Source organism: Pseudomonas sp. P1_F7 (genome assembly GCF_056405655.1).
Window position 1 is genome coordinate 1 of the sequence record NZ_JBFUBR010000010.1, and the last position, 14,471, is coordinate 14,471.

General features: G+C 58.4%; 11 protein-coding genes. 1 reads left to right on the forward strand and 10 read right to left on the reverse strand.

Annotated elements, in window-relative coordinates; all coding sequences use genetic code 11:
- Positions 1 to 392: 392 nt before the first annotated feature.
- Positions 393 to 647, forward strand: a complete 255-nt coding sequence (locus AC1D1M_RS15405; RefSeq protein ID WP_477776319.1) for a hypothetical protein — start codon at positions 393 to 395, stop codon at positions 645 to 647.
- 247 nt (positions 648 to 894) lie between these two features.
- Here the strand turns inward: AC1D1M_RS15405 and AC1D1M_RS15410 are convergent, their stop codons facing one another.
- The 10 genes from AC1D1M_RS15410 to AC1D1M_RS15455 all read right to left on the reverse strand — a co-directional run bounded on the left by AC1D1M_RS15410 (position 895) and on the right by AC1D1M_RS15455 (position 14,307).
- Positions 895 to 2,091 carry a hypothetical protein gene (locus AC1D1M_RS15410; protein WP_477776320.1) on the reverse strand — a complete coding sequence of 399 codons (1,197 nt, stop codon included), beginning with the start codon at positions 2,089 to 2,091 and terminating at the stop codon, positions 895 to 897.
- 251 nt (positions 2,092 to 2,342) lie between these two features.
- A complete protein-coding gene (locus AC1D1M_RS15415) occupies positions 2,343 to 3,323 on the reverse strand; it encodes a peptide ABC transporter ATP-binding protein (protein ID WP_046043945.1) in 981 nt (326 codons plus the stop codon).
- Positions 3,323 to 4,291: an ABC transporter ATP-binding protein gene (locus AC1D1M_RS15420; protein ID WP_057716450.1), complete on the reverse strand. Its 969-nt coding sequence runs from the start codon at positions 4,289 to 4,291 to the stop codon at positions 3,323 to 3,325. The genes AC1D1M_RS15415 and AC1D1M_RS15420 overlap by 1 nt, the downstream gene beginning before the upstream one ends.
- Before the next feature lie 10 nt (positions 4,292 to 4,301).
- The gene (locus AC1D1M_RS15425) at positions 4,302 to 5,213 is read right to left on the reverse strand and encodes an ABC transporter permease subunit (protein WP_223516079.1); all 912 of its coding nucleotides are present in this window, start codon (positions 5,211 to 5,213) and stop codon (positions 4,302 to 4,304) included.
- 10 nt (positions 5,214 to 5,223) lie between these two features.
- Positions 5,224 to 6,234 carry an ABC transporter permease subunit gene (locus AC1D1M_RS15430; protein ID WP_477776321.1) on the reverse strand — a complete coding sequence of 337 codons (1,011 nt, stop codon included), beginning with the start codon at positions 6,232 to 6,234 and terminating at the stop codon, positions 5,224 to 5,226.
- Positions 6,235 to 6,306: 72 nt separating this feature from the next.
- On the reverse strand, positions 6,307 to 7,902 hold the full coding sequence (locus tag AC1D1M_RS15435) for an ABC transporter substrate-binding protein (protein WP_477776322.1): 1,596 nt from the start codon (positions 7,900 to 7,902) through the stop codon (positions 6,307 to 6,309).
- Positions 7,903 to 7,980: 78 nt separating this feature from the next.
- Positions 7,981 to 9,414 carry an OprD family porin gene (locus tag AC1D1M_RS15440; protein WP_477776323.1) on the reverse strand — a complete coding sequence of 478 codons (1,434 nt, stop codon included), beginning with the start codon at positions 9,412 to 9,414 and terminating at the stop codon, positions 7,981 to 7,983.
- A 173-nt stretch (positions 9,415 to 9,587) separates the two neighbouring features.
- Entirely contained in the window at positions 9,588 to 11,189 is a 1,602-nt protein-coding gene (locus tag AC1D1M_RS15445) for an ABC transporter substrate-binding protein (RefSeq protein WP_477776324.1), read from the reverse strand.
- Between the two features lie 303 nt (positions 11,190 to 11,492).
- On the reverse strand, positions 11,493 to 13,118 hold the full coding sequence (locus AC1D1M_RS15450) for an ABC transporter substrate-binding protein (protein WP_477776325.1): 1,626 nt from the start codon (positions 13,116 to 13,118) through the stop codon (positions 11,493 to 11,495).
- Positions 13,119 to 13,590: 472 nt separating this feature from the next.
- Complete coding sequence (locus tag AC1D1M_RS15455) at positions 13,591 to 14,307, reverse strand: SIMPL domain-containing protein (RefSeq protein WP_477776326.1); 717 nt, start codon at positions 14,305 to 14,307, stop codon at positions 13,591 to 13,593.
- Positions 14,308 to 14,471 lie beyond the last annotated feature (164 nt).

The window sequence follows — 14,471 nt, forward strand, 5'->3', positions numbered from 1 at the left end:
TGCCCCTCGTCCAGTACCATGCTGGCAGCCTTGAGTTTGAACTCACTCGAATAAGATTTACGCATAACCCAACACCTCAGATTTGGGCGCCATCATAGCGCCCGATTGAAGTGTCCAAAATCATTAGGCCAGTTCAGCTTGCTCGCGATTATGCCAGCCGCGTTGCGTTTATCCAGACAGAGCGCGTCATCGTTAGCATCCATCGCGAGCGAGCTCGCTCCTACACGGTCCTTCGGTGTTAGTGGACCTGGGAATAACCCCTATTCCAAACCAATCTCCAATCCCACTGCATTTTCCCCTACTCGATAGCGTCCAATCTGGAGAACCCGGCTGATCGGAACTAGATTTGACTCAGCGTCAGACAGGCACTCAACGAAAGGAAGGAATCGGCTATGAACAGGTTGTTTCGCGTTTTACTGCTGTTGAAGGTGATGGTGATGCTCTCGCTCGGCACTTCGATGGCGTGGGCCGAGTGCACCAACCACGGTGAGCAGGCTTCGAGCGGGCAGGTTGGTTACGCGGGGTTGATGATCGCCAAATCCGAATCGGAACCGGGAGATCAGGGGCAGGGTGGGGCTGACAACGACGATGACTCGACCACGGACGAGCCGGACTCCGATGAAGAGGAAGGCGACAGCCAGACGTAGTCGCACCATCGCAGGCAAAAGAAAACCCCTTCTTCCTGACCGATGCGCAATCGAGGCGGAAGGGGGCGGGTTAACGCTTCAATACTTCAAACAACGCAATCCATGCAGGAGCGAGCTTGCTCGCTCCTGCGGATTTTTATGCCGCGCCGTCGAGGAATTGCTCGGGATGCGTTCCCCTCACGCTGCAAAGTCACGGTTTCCTTTCGCTCATATTTTTACCTGAGGATACATCGTCGGAAGTCTGGGCTCAGGCTTGGAGCCCGTAGACTACCGGGCCGTGATTCCCGATTTCGATGAACGCCTCGCCGCCAACGATGATACGAGCACCGCTCTGTACCTTCACATCCCACGACAATCCTCCTGAAGGACCAAAAGAAACCCACCCGGACCCAGTTCCGCCGAAGCGGGTGTCATGGTCTCCATTGGGCAACAACCTGCCAGCGATTAAATGGAGTGCCCGGTTGTAACCGACCACGACAATTTTGCCATCCGGCTGTTGGGCCAACGAACTCCAGAGTGTTTCAGGACCGGTGTTGGTCAATACAGGAAGCCCGCCATTCCACTCCTTATCGGGGTGACCGTCTGCGGTAAATCTCATCACCATGCCCATGGTTTCCTGGACACCGCCGGCACATACCAGCTTGCCATCAGCCTGTGCGATGAGTTGACTCATTCTAAGTGAGCCATCTGTTGTTGCGAAGAAAGCAAAACCATCGATACCAAATTGGGTATCGACCTGCCCTTCCAGATCATAACGTGCAAGAACGAGCTGACCGGATGGGGTGGTTCCGCCAATAACGATTTTTCCGTCTTGAATCACAACGCTACATAGCAGGATGAAGTTTCCCCCGCTTTCGATCTCGACAAACCCCCTATTGCCGAAACTGGTATCGGGTTCACCGTTACTTTGCAGGCGAGCCAGCAGTGCCCCTTCGGAGTCACTAAGGTAATAGCTGAACGCCACAAGCACTTTTCCATCACCCTGAAGACAACCGTCGATCAAATCCACTTGGGCATAATCATGCTGTGCTACAGGAATAACGACACTACCGAAGACCAGGTCAGGGCTGCCGTTGGCATGAAAGCGTCTCAGTGCTGCCCGGCCGATACCGTTGGGTTTTCGGGTATCTCCGATCATCAGGATCTTGCGATCCTCTTGCAGTAGCAAACGCGACGGATTTGATTTTTCACCAACGACAAACTGCCATTCCCCTGTGTTCCCGTCATTACCAAACGCCTTGTCCTTGATACCGTCAGAATCGGTGCGGTACAGAGTGAAGCCCTCTCCCTGCCGAGTAGCGTAGGTCAGGGCACCTTCAGCCGATAACACAACGGCCCTGACCGAGCCGGCCAGAAAGTCAGGTCTGATCTGTCCAAAAACACCAAATCCCGGGTCTAGTTGACCAGCGTCAAGCAGGTTTACATCTATTGCTTGAGTTTCCATGAGGCTTCCACCTGTCCCTATAGTTTTGAACGCTTCTGGTATGTACGCGGTGTGTCGCGTGACTCACCGATATGATTCAAACAAAACAGGTGAGCGTTCGAAACTGTCAGGAATGGGAGTTGCGTTTTTGTAAAAAAGCGAGATTTCAGTTCGACAGACAAAAGAAAACCCCTCCTGCATCGATTGATGCGCAATCGATGCAGGAGGGGTTTGTTTGACTTAAGCGCGCCTCAGTGACTGAAGCGCTTTTTTTATGCCGCGCCGTCGAGGAATTGCTCGGCGTAGTGGCAAGCCACCTGGCGGCCGGCGAGCAGGCGCAGGGCCGGCTCTTCAGTGCTGCAACGCTCGGTGGCGTACGGGCAGCGCTTGTGGAAGGCGCAGCCGGACGGCGGGTTCAGCGGGTTGGGCAATTCCCCGACGATCTTGATTTTCGGCTTGTTCGGATCCGGGTGGATGGCTGGCGTCGCCGACAGCAGCGCCTGGGTGTAGGGGTGCAGAGGACGGGAGTAAATGTCCTCTTTCGTGCCCATTTCCACCGGGCGACCGAGGTACATCACCATCACGTGGTCGGCAACGTGGCGTACCACCGCCAGGTTGTGGGAGATGAACACGTAGGCGGTGTTGAACTCTTGCTGCAAATCCATGAACAGGTTGAGCACCTGCGCCTGAATCGACACGTCCAGCGCCGAGGTCGGTTCGTCCGCCACCAGCACTTTCGGTTGCAGCATCATCGCGCGGGCCAGGGCGATCCGCTGGCGCTGACCGCCGGAGAACATGTGCGGGTAACGCTGGTAGTGCTCGGGACGCAAGCCCACCTGCTTCATCATCGCCTGGACTTTCTCGCGACGTTCCGCGGCGCTCAGGTTGGTGTTGATCAATAATGGCTCTGCAAGCTGATCACCGACTTTCTGCCGAGGGTTCAACGAGGCGTACGGGCTCTGGAATACCATCTGCACGTCTTTGCGCAGTTGCTTGCGCTGGGCCTTGTCGGCACCGGCGACTTCCTGCCCGGCGATTTTCAAGGAACCGGAGGACGGCTCTTCGATCAGCGTCAGGGCACGGGCCAGGGTGGACTTGCCGCAACCCGACTCGCCGACGACGGCGAGGGTCTTGCCGGCTTCCAGTTCGAACGACACTCCGTTGAGGGCGCGCACAGTGGCGTGACCCTTGAACAGGCCTCGGGACACCTCGTAGTGACGGGTAAGGTCGCGGGCGGTAAGAACGACGGCCATTACGCCACCTCCTGGTTCAGCGGGTAGAAGCAGCGAGCGAGGCTGTTGCTTTTCTGGTCAAGGGCCGGACGTTGTTGACGGCAGTTGTCTTTCACGTACGGGCAGCGCGGCGACAGCAGGCAACCCTGCGGACGGTCGTAGCGACCGGGAACGATGCCCGGCAGGGTCGACAGGCGCGAGGCGCCCAGGCTGTGTTCCGGAATCGCCTTGAGCAGCGCTTCGCTGTACGGGTGTGCCGGAATGTCGAACAGTTGCGGCACCTGACCGACTTCGACCGCTTGCCCTGCGTACATCACGCATACACGCTGGGCGGTTTCGGCCACGACGGCGAGGTCGTGGGTGATCAGCACCAGGCCCATGTTCTGCTCTTTCTGCAACGCCAGCAGCAGGTCCATGATCTGTGCCTGAATGGTCACGTCCAGCGCCGTGGTCGGTTCGTCGGCGATCAGCAGTTTCGGTTCGCCGGCAATCGCCATGGCAATCGCGACACGCTGGCTCATACCACCGGACAGTTGATGCGGGTAGGCGTCCATTCGGCTGGCGGCACCCGGGATTTCAACTTTTTCCAGCAGTTCGATAGCGCGCTTGCGGGCAGCCTTGCCGGACATTTTCAGGTGCAGGCGCAGCACTTCTTCGATCTGGAAACCCACGGTGTAGCTCGGGTTCAGCGCGGTCATCGGATCCTGGAAGACCATGGACAGGTCTTTACCGACGATCTGCCGACGCTGGCGGTTGTTGAGCTTGAGCATGTTCTTGCCGTCGAAATTCAGGGCGTCGGCGGTGACGATCCCCGGATGCTCGATCAGGCCCATCAGCGCCATCATGGTCACGGACTTGCCGGAACCCGATTCGCCAACGATGGCCAGCACTTCGCCCTTGTCCACTTGCAGGTCGAGGCCATCGACCACTGGCGTGGCATTTTTGTCGCCGAAGCGAACGTTGAGATTCTTGATTTCTAGCAGTGACATGGGAATCTCCTCAGGCGGCGTTCTTGAGTTTCGGGTCCAGCGCATCGCGCAGGCCGTCGCCCATCAGGTTGATTGCCAGCACGCTGAGCAAAATGGTCAAACCAGGCAGGCTCACCACCCACCAGGCGCGTTCGATGTAGTCGCGGGCCGAAGCCAGCATGGTGCCCCACTCAGGGGTTGGCGGTTGTACGCCAAGGCCGAGGAAGCCCAGTGCGGCGGCATCGAGGATCGCCGAGGAGAAACTCAGGGTGGCCTGAACGATCAGCGGCGCCATGCAGTTAGGCAGCACGGTAACGAACATCAGGCGCGGCAGGCCGGCACCGGCCAGGCGCGCGGCGGTCACGTAGTCGCGGTTCAGCTCGCCCATCACCGCGGCGCGAGTCAGACGAACATAGGACGGCAACGAAACCACGGCGATGGCAATGATGGTGTTGATCAGGCCAGGGCCGAGGATGGCGACAATCGCCACGGCCAGCAGCAGGGATGGCAGGGCCAGCATGATGTCCATCAGACGCATGATGGTCGGGCCGAGAATCCGCGGGTAGAACCCGGCGAACAGGCCCAGCAGGATGCCCGGAATCAGCGACATCACCACCGACGACAAGCCGATCAGCAATGACAGGCGCGAACCATTGATCAGACGCGACAGCAGGTCGCGGCCCAGTTCGTCGGTGCCGAGCAGGAATTGCAGTTGCCCACCTTCCAGCCAGGCCGGCGGGGTCAGCAGGAAATCGCGGTACTGCTCGCTCGGGTCGTGAGGGGCAACCCACGGGGCGAAGATGGCGCAGAAAATCACCAGCAGCATGAACATCAGGCCGGCGACGGCACCTTTGTTCTTGGAGAACGCTTGCCAGAATTCTTTGTACGGAGACGGGTACAGCAGGCTTTGATCGACTGCTACCGATGGAATTGGAGTGGTCATGGTCATGATCTCAGCGCTGGTGACGGATGCGTGGGTTGGCAAAGCCGTAGAGGATGTCCACTACGAAGTTGACCACAATCACCAGGCAGGCGATTAACAGGATGCCGTTTTGCACGACGGGGTAATCCCGGGCGCCAATGGCTTCGATCAGCCATTTGCCGATGCCCGGCCACGAGAAGATGGTCTCGGTCAGGACCGCACCGGCGAGCAATGTGCCGACTTGCAGGCCAACCACGGTCAGTACCGGAATCAACGCGTTACGCAGACCGTGCACGAACACCACGCGCGACGGCGACAGGCCCTTGGCCTTGGCGGTGCGGATGTAGTCCTCGCGCAGTACTTCGAGCATCGACGAACGGGTCATCCGCGCGATCACCGCCAGCGGGATGGTACCCAGCACGATGGCCGGCAGGATCAGATGGTGCAGGGCGTCGAAGAAGGCGTCCGGCTCGCCGGCCAGCAAGGTGTCAATCAGCATGAAGCCGGTGCGTGGCTCGATGTCGTAGAGCAGGTCGATGCGCCCGGAAACCGGGGTCCAGCCCAGGCTCACCGAGAAGAACATGATCAGGATCAGGCCCCACCAGAAGATCGGCATCGAATATCCCGCCAGGGAGATGCCCATCACCCCATGGTCGAACAGGGATCCTCGCTTGAGTGCCGCGATCACTCCGGCCAAGAGGCCCAGGACACCGGCAAACAACAGCGCGGCCGAGGACAGTTCCAGGGTCGCAGGGAACAGAGAGGTGAATTCGCTCCAGACGCTTTCACGGGTACGCAGGGATTCACCGAGATCGCCGTGGGCCAGTTTGCCGATGTAATCCAGGTATTGGGCATACAGGGGTTTGTTCAGACCTAGGCGTTCCATTGCCTGAGCGTGCATTTCGGGATCGACCCTACGTTCTCCCATCATGACTTCCACGGGGTCGCCCGGGATCATGCGAATCAACGCGAAAGTCAGCAAGGTGATACCGAAGAACGTGGGGATCAGTAACCCCAGTCGGCGGGCAATAAAACTAAACATCGTGTGTTGTACCTCATCAGCCGGTTAGGCGTGCCCGGCATGCCTGGGTCAGGCATGCCGGGAGTTTTCTTATTACTTCACCTGGGTGGTGGCGAAGTTATTCGTGGTGAGGGGGCTAATGTGATAGCCCTCTACGTTGTTGCGCATTGCGGTAAACATTCTAGTGTGCGCCAAGCTGATCCACGGCTGGTCCTGGTTAAAAATAACCTGGGCCTGCTCGTACAGGGCTGCACGCTCGGCCGGGTCGGTTTTTTCCCGGGCCTGATCGATCAGGGCCTGGAACTTGTCATTGCACCAGCGTGCGTAGTTTTCGCCGTTCTTGGCCGCTTCACAACTGAGCATAGGCGTCAGGAAGTTATCCGGATCGCCGTTATCGCCCGCCCATCCGGCGGAAACCATGTCGTGCTCGCCGTTTTTCGCGCGCTTGAGCATTTCGCCCCATTCCATCACGCGAATGTCGATCTTGATCCCGACCTTGGCCAGGTCGGCTTGCATCATCTGCGCACCGAGCATCGGGTTCGGGTTGGTTGCACCGCCTCCGTTGCGGGTGAACAGGGTGAAGGTGGTGCCTTCAGGTACGCCGGCTTCCTTGAGCAGGGCACGGGCCTTCTCCAGGTCACGGGCCGGGTTCTTCAGTGTGTGGTTATAGCCCAGCAGGGTGTCCGGGAACGGGTTGACGGCGGCTGTTGCATTGCCCTTGCCGAACAGCGCGTTGACAGCCGCTTCCTTGTCGAAGGCGATGTCGATGGCTTTACGCACCCGTACATCGCTCAGGTACTTGTGCGTGGTGTTGATGGCGATGTACGCGACGGTCATCGCATTCAGCTCATCGACTTTCAACTTGTCGTCTTTCTTGATGCTCGGAATGTCATCCGGTTTCGGATAAAGCGCGACCTGGCACTCGTTGGCCTTGAGCTTCTGCAGGCGCACGTTGTTGTCGGTGGCGATGGCCAGGATCAACGCATCGGCCGGTGGCTTGCCACGGAAGTACTCCGGGTTTGCCTTGAAGCGAACCTGGGCGTCCTTGTTGTAGCGCTGGAAGACGAACGGGCCGGTGCCGACCGGCTTGTTGTTCAGGTCGCCGGTCTTGTTGGCCTTGAGCAACTGGTCGGCGTACTCGGCGGAGTAGATCGAGGAGAAGGCCATGGCAATGTCGGCCAGGAACGGCGCTTCACGGCGGGCCAGGGTGAACTTGACCGTGTTGTCGTCGACTTTATCGACGCTCTTGAGCAGTTCCTTGAAGCCCATGCTTTCAAAGTACGGGAAGCCCACGCTCGACAGTTTGTGCCATGGATGATTCGGGTCCAGCTGACGCTGGAAGCTCCAGACCACGTCGTCGGCGTTCATGTCGCGGGTCGGCTTGAAATAGTCGGTGGTGTGGAACTTGACGCCTTTACGCAGATGGAACGTGTAGCTCAGGCCATCTTCGCTGATGTCCCAGGAATCGGCCAGCGCCGGAATCACGTCGGTGGTGCCGGGCTTGAAGTCTGCCAGGCGGTTGAAGATGGTTTCGGCCACGGCATCGGCGGTGACTGCAGTCGTGTACTGGACCATGTCGAAGCCTTCAGGGCTGGCTTCCGTGCAAACCACCAGGGGTTTGGCCGAAACGCCGACAGCGACACTGAGCAACGCAGCCGCAATGGCCGCACGTAGGGGAAGTATTTTCATCAAGAACCCTCTGCAATCAGTTAAAAGACAAAAGCCGAACGGCCGATTCGTCAATGAATCAGCCGCTCGGCAGCGGCATTACAGGATGTTGAATGGAACCGTGGTCACGAGACGGAACTCGTTGATGCTGCCGTCAGCCTGGTTTTCGCTGGCACGGTGAGCGGTGTAGGTACCGCGGATCGTGGTGGCTTTGAGCGGGCCGCTCTGCACGGCGTAGGTCGCGCCGATGCCGTATTCATAGTGGTGTTCGCCATCCTGGGACTGGATGCCGTCGTAACCCTTGCCTGCCACGCCGCCGTTGCCGGTGTAGTGAGTACCGTCAATGCCCCAGCCGCGAGCCTGGTAGATGTTGAACTTCAGGCCTGGCACGCCGTATTCGGCCATATTCAGACCGTAGGCAACCTGGAACGATTTTTCGTTCGGGCCGTTGAAGTCCGACAGCAGGGAGTTGGCCAGGTAGATGCCGTTGGTTTCGTGCAGGTAGTCGAAGTACTCGTTACCGTTCACTTCCTGGTACGAGAAGGTCAGGGTGTGGGCCTGGTGGGTCAGGCCGAACGACAGCGAGTAGGTGTCGTTGTCGATATCGCCGATCAGGGCTTTCCCGGTTTCCTTGGTTTTGTAGTAGTTCAGGCCGGTGGTCAGGCTCAGTACCTGGCTGTCGCCCAGAACGTGGGAGGCGCCGAAGTAGTACTGGTTCCAGATGTCTTCAGCCTGGGTCGCCCAGAGGCTGGTGGTCAGGCTGGCGAGCGGGTTGTAGGTGATACCGCCGGTGTAGACGTGGTCGGTTTCGACGATGCCGTTGGCGTATTCAGTGCGGAATTTGCGCTGGCTTTCTTCGGTACGCGGTGAGTTGCGGTCGAAGGTGGCCAAGTCGAAGGCCAGGTTGTTCAGCTCTTCGCTGTGGATGGCCACACCTTCGAAGCTCGAAGGCAGTGCACGGTTACCGATCACGTCGACCATCGGGCTGCTGAAGTTCATGCGGCCGGCGGTCAGGGTGCTGTTGGAGATGCGAGCCTTGACGTTGGCCAGGCCCAGTTTGCTCCACTGGCCTTGAGCGTCGCCGCCTTCCTTGGTCAGGGTACGGTTGTTGCCCGCGCCTGGGCGAGAGCCCGGTGCGCCACCGTTGTTGGACGCCAGGTCTTTGCGGTCCCGGTCCAGGGCAATGGCGTTGTAGGCGGCGACTTCAGTGCTGAAACCGACAGTGCCTTCGGTGAAGCCCGAGTTGTACTTGAGGATGGTGCCCTGGACCCAGTTGATCCGGCGATCGGTCGGGGTCGAAACGCCGTCCTTCTTGTAGGCGAACTTGGCGCCGCGTTGCAGTTGCTCGTTGGCGTACCAGTTACGCGTGGTGCCTGTGATCGACTGCCCTTCGACAAAGCCGGTGGCTTCGCTTTGGGCGCTTTTCTCGTTCACGGTAACCGGGGTGAAAGCCTGGCTCTGGGTTTCTGCGTAAGCCGTGGCGGTTACGCTGCTTATGGCCAAGGCCAATAACGCGGTGCTGCTCAGTTTCATGGGTAAAGCTCCTTACTTTCTTTTTTTATGCCGGTCTTTTTTTGTGATCCGGCTATTGGTTTAGAACTCATTCACGGCTTCGCAAACGTTTGCTGTCGGCCAAATTGGCGAAAGACGGCAAAGCGTCTGCGTGAGGGCGGAAAATCCGCCCCCTGGCATTTCTGGCTAATCGGTTATTTTTCTATGCTGACACCCGAGAAAACATTGCGGCCGAACGGGCTCACCTTGAACCCTTCGATTTTGGCGCTCAGCGGCTGGTTGACCGTTGAGTGGGCGACTGGCGTGATCGGCACTTGCTGTTTGAGCAGTTGCTGCGCCTGTTTGTAGAGCTGGGTGCGCTGGTCGCGGTCGGTGACGACCTTGGCCTGCTTGATCAGCTTGTCGTAAGCCGGATCACACCACATCGAGTAGTTGTTACCGCCGATGGCATCGCAGCTGTAGAGCGTGCCCAGCCAGTTGTCCGGATCACCATTGTCGCCGGTCCAGCCGATCAGGCTGATGTCGTGCTCGCCATTCTTGGTGCGCTTGATGTATTCGCCCCACTCATAGCTGACGATCTTGACCTTGAGGCCGATCTTCGCCCAGTCAGCCTGGAGCATTTCGGCCATCAACTTGGCGTTGGGGTTGTACGGACGCTGGACCGGCATGGCCCAGAGGGTGATTTCGGTGCCTTCCTTGACGCCGGCAGCCTTGAGCAATTCCCTGGCTTTTTCCGGGTTGTAGGCGGCGTCCTTGATCGTGTCGTCGTAGGACCATTGGGTTGGCGGCATGGCGTTGACCGCCAGTTGCCCCGCGCCCTGGTAGACAGCATTGAGAATGCCTTGCTTGTTCACCGCCATGTCCAGCGCCTGGCGCACTTCGAGCAGGTCGAAGGGTTTGTGGCGCACGTTGTAGGCGATGTAGCCGAGGTTGAAGCCAGGCTTCTCGATCAGTTGCAGGGCCGGGTCGCTCTTCAACGCGGTCACATCGGCCGGGCGCGGGTGCAGGGTGATCTGGCACTCGCCGGCCTTGAGTTTCTGCACGCGCACCGAGGCGTCGGTGTTGATGGCGAAAATCAGGTTGTCGAGCTTGACCCGGCTCGGGTCCCAGTAATGCTTGTTGCCGGTGTAGCGGATGTTCGAGTCTTTCTGGTAGCTCTTGAACACGAACGGCCCGGTGCCGATCGGTTTCTGGTTGATGTCGCTCGGTTTGCCTTCGGCCAGCAGCTTGTCGGCGTACTCGGCCGAAAGGATGGCGGCGAAGCTCATGGCGATGTTCTGGATGAACGCGGCGTCCACGCTGTTGAGCGTAAAGACCACGGTCAGCGGGCCGGTCTTTTCGACCTTGGCGATGTTCTTGTTCAGGCTCATGCCGTTGAAGTATGGAAACTCTGTCGGATAAGCCTTACGGAAGGGTTGTTGCGGGTCGAGCATGCGATTGAACGTGAACAGCACGTCATCGGCGTTGAAGTCTCGAGTCGGCGTGAAGTATTTGGTGGTATGAAACGTCACCCCTTCGCGCAGGTGAAAGGTGTATTTGAGGCCGTCCTCGGAAATATCCCAGCTTGTGGCCAGGCCCGGTACGACGTTGGTCGCGCCTTTCTCGAACTCTGCCAACCGGTTGTACAGCGGTTCGGCGGCGTCGTTGTCGGTCGCAGTGGTGTACTGCGCCGTGTCGAAACCGGCGGGGCTGCCTTCGGAGCAGAACACCAGGCTGTTGTTGGCGGCCTGGCTGATGGAAGTGGCGGCCAACAGGCCGGTGCCCAGCAATGCGGATAAAACCAAGGTATGGCGCATAACGCTTCCTTTTCTCTCAAAGTGTTGTCAATGAGCCGCCGTCCCGTCCGCGGACGTAGAGGCATCACTGATTTCAAGCCATGCACACAGCAGTAACCGATGACCCACGCGTGCACTGGTCAGATCCCGACGGTATGAGCCATGGGTCCGGCAGTAAATGCGTAGAGTCCTAAAGACTCGTAGGAAATGGCAACGCGTCCTCGCCCGATGCTGTAGTCAGCTGCGGATTTGGATGTAGGCGAATTCCTGCTTGCTCGGTAGATAAAGCAACGGCGACGTCAGAAACGTCGCCGTTGCAAAACCTTATTTGCTGACGCTGACGCCGTAGAAGGAGTTCAAGCCAAATGGGCTGATCTTGAAGTCCTGCACGTTGGCGCGCATGGGTTGGAACACCGTCGAGTGAGCGATAGGTGTCATAGGCACAGCGTCTTTGAGGACGTGTTGCGCTTGTTTGTAGAGCTCGGTGCGCTTGCCTTGGTCTGAAGTGCGCTTGGCTTGCTTGACGATGTCGTCAAACTTCTTGTCGCACCATTTGGAGAAGTTGTTGCCTTCCAGCGAATCGCAGCCGAACAGCACGTTCAGCCAGTTGTCGGGATCACCATTGTCACCGCTCCAGCCAATCAGCATCGCCTGGTTCTCGCCACCTTTGGAGCGCTTGATGTACTCGCCCCACTCGTAGCTCTGGATCTTGACCTTGAGGCCGATCTTGGACCAGTCGGACTGCAGCATTTCTGCCATCAGCTTGGCGTTCGGGTTGTATGGACGCTGTACCGGCATCGCCCAGAGAACGATTTCGGTGCCGTCTTTCACGCCGGCTTCCTTGAGCAGCTCTTTGGCTTTCTCAGGGTTGTAAGGCGCATCCTTGATGGTGGTGTCGTAGGACCACTGGGTCGGAGGCATGGCGTTGACGGCCAGTTGACCGGCGCCCTGGTACACGGAGTCGATGATCTGTTGCTTGTTGACCGCCATGTCCAGTGCCTGGCGCACCTTCAGCTCGGCCAGCGGGTTCGCATCGGTTTGTCCCTTGACCTTGGGCATCACGTTGTAGGCGATGTAGCCCAGGTTGAAACCGGCCTGGTCAGGCAGTTTCAGGTCCTTGTCTTCCTTGAGCGCCTTCAGGTCGGCCGGACGAGGGAACAGGGTGACCTGGCACTCGTTCTTCTTCAGCTTCTGGATACGTACCGACGGGTCGGTGGTGATGGCGAAGATCAGGTTGTCGATCTTCACGTCATCAGGCTTCCAGTAGTCCTTGTTCCCGGTGTAGCGGATGTTGGAGTCTTTCTGGTAGCTCTTGAACACAAACGGGCCGGTGCCGATCGGCTTCTGGTTGATGTCGGCAGTCTTGCCTTCCTTCAGCAGTTGGGCAGCGTACTCGGCGGACTGGATCGAGGCGAAGCTCATGGCCATGTTCTGGATGAACGCGGCATCGACGTCTTTGAGGGTGAACTTGACCGTGTGGTCGTCGACTTTATCGATCTTGGTGATGTTGGTATCCATCCCCATGTCGGTGAAGTATGGGAATTCGGTCGGGTACGCTTTGCGGAACGGGTCATCCTTGTTAATCATGCGATTAAAGGTGAACAGCACGTCGTCGGCGTTGAACTCACGAGTCGGCTTGAAATACGGGGTGGTGTGGAACTTGACGCCTTCACGCAGGTGGAAGGTGTAGCTCAGGCCGTCATCGGAGATGTCCCACTTGGTCGCCAGCCCAGGAATAACGGCGGTGCCGCCGCGCTCGAACTGGGTGAGGCGGTTGAACATGGTTTCTGCGGAGGCGTCGAAGTCGGTTCCGGTGGTGTATTGACCTGGATCGAAACCGGCCGGGCTCCCTTCGGAGCAGAACACCAGGTTAGTCGCTGCTTGGGCGAACGGTGCGCTGGCTAACAAGCTTGCGCCAACTAAAAACGGAATGACCGCGTGTTTAAGCATGGTGGCCTCATGATTTGTTGTCATTTTTGGAATTAGAGGACGACCTCGTGAGTCGTGCCTGCGGATACTTATGCAGGGGCCATACCCAATGCAAGATCCAGAGCGACTACAAGCCTTAAACGGTGGTACGAACGTACCTTAATGTCGCATTTGTATAAATTCTGCCGCATTTAACCGTTTGCGCGGCATTTTTACGGTGCAAACGACGCACTTTTACGGTGCGCCATGAGCGCTGGGTGCTCCCGATCAGGGCGGGGTGTTACTTATTTATACCCCCGTTTTGTGGGGTGGGTATGGCGTGAATAAGAGTGGTTATTGTTGCACCGATAGTGGCCAATCGAACTCAGTTGCACCCGGTGCAACTGCCGGCTTTTCCCGGTGGACTATCCAGTTATAGCTCATGTCTGAAAACTGCCAAAAAAAAACGGCGATCATCTGAGTGATCGCCGTTTTTTATTTAGAGGCTATCGATTCAAGGCATCAGCACTTCAATCGAACCATCGGCGGTCATGCTGACCTGGCTGGTGCCGGCTTCGACATCCGGCGTCACCGGTGCGGCGTCCATGGCGGCGGCTTTCATCATCATCGGCGCGCGCAGGTAAGGCTGTGGATAACCGTTGCTGTTGAGGTTCAGGTTGACGATTTTGTAGCTCTTGCCGCCGAGGGCGTCGGTGGCCAGTTGGGCGCGAGCCTTGAAGGCGGTCACGGCGTCCTTGAGCAGGGCGTCTTCGCTGGCCTTGCGGGTCGGGGTGGCGATGGCGAAATCCATGCCGCCCATTTTCAGGTCGGTGAGCAGTTCGCCGGTCAGCTTTGACAGCGCGGCGAAGTCCGAACTTTCCAGGCGCAATTCGGCGCGCTCGCGCCAGCCGGTGATTTTCTGGCCCTTGGTGTCGTAGATCGGGTAGCTGTTGCGGCTGCCCTGGCGCAGGGTGATGTCTTTGACTTGCTTGGCTTGGGCCAGCGCCTTGTTCATGGTGGTGCTGACATCGGCGGCGAGTTTGGCCGGGTCGCTGTTTTGTTCTTCGGTGTAGAGAGTCACGATCATCAGGTCGCGGGCCACTTCCTGACTGACTTCGGCGCGCAGGGAAATCTGGTTGTAATGAAGCTCGTCGGCGGCCAGGGCCGGGAGGCTGGCGACGGTGCCAACGCTCAGGGCGAGGAGGACGGCGCTGCGGCGGAATGTGTACATGAAGGCTCCTTGAAAGGTGCGCAGGGGTATGGTCCGGGCCTGCGTGAAACCATCAGACTCTAGCTTTAATGCTCCGGTTCGCACAGTTACAACTTCTATACAGATGGTGCACAGGTGGCTGCTTCGCAGCCAATCGCGAGCAAGCTCGCTCCCACAGTTGACCG

Coding starts and splice junctions, on each gene's coding strand:
- AC1D1M_RS15405 (WP_477776319.1), top strand. CDS start 393: ATGAACAGGTTGTTTCGCGTTTTACTGCTGTTGAAGGTGATGGTGATG.
- AC1D1M_RS15410 (WP_477776320.1), bottom strand. CDS start 2,091: ATGGAAACTCAAGCAATAGATGTAAACCTGCTTGACGCTGGTCAACTA.
- AC1D1M_RS15415 (WP_046043945.1), bottom strand. CDS start 3,323: ATGGCCGTCGTTCTTACCGCCCGCGACCTTACCCGTCACTACGAGGTG.
- AC1D1M_RS15420 (WP_057716450.1), bottom strand. CDS start 4,291: ATGTCACTGCTAGAAATCAAGAATCTCAACGTTCGCTTCGGCGACAAA.
- AC1D1M_RS15425 (WP_223516079.1), bottom strand. CDS start 5,213: ATGACCACTCCAATTCCATCGGTAGCAGTCGATCAAAGCCTGCTGTAC.
- AC1D1M_RS15430 (WP_477776321.1), bottom strand. CDS start 6,234: ATGTTTAGTTTTATTGCCCGCCGACTGGGGTTACTGATCCCCACGTTC.
- AC1D1M_RS15435 (WP_477776322.1), bottom strand. CDS start 7,902: ATGAAAATACTTCCCCTACGTGCGGCCATTGCGGCTGCGTTGCTCAGT.
- AC1D1M_RS15440 (WP_477776323.1), bottom strand. CDS start 9,414: ATGAAACTGAGCAGCACCGCGTTATTGGCCTTGGCCATAAGCAGCGTA.
- AC1D1M_RS15445 (WP_477776324.1), bottom strand. CDS start 11,189: ATGCGCCATACCTTGGTTTTATCCGCATTGCTGGGCACCGGCCTGTTG.
- AC1D1M_RS15450 (WP_477776325.1), bottom strand. CDS start 13,118: ATGCTTAAACACGCGGTCATTCCGTTTTTAGTTGGCGCAAGCTTGTTA.
- AC1D1M_RS15455 (WP_477776326.1), bottom strand. CDS start 14,307: ATGTACACATTCCGCCGCAGCGCCGTCCTCCTCGCCCTGAGCGTTGGC.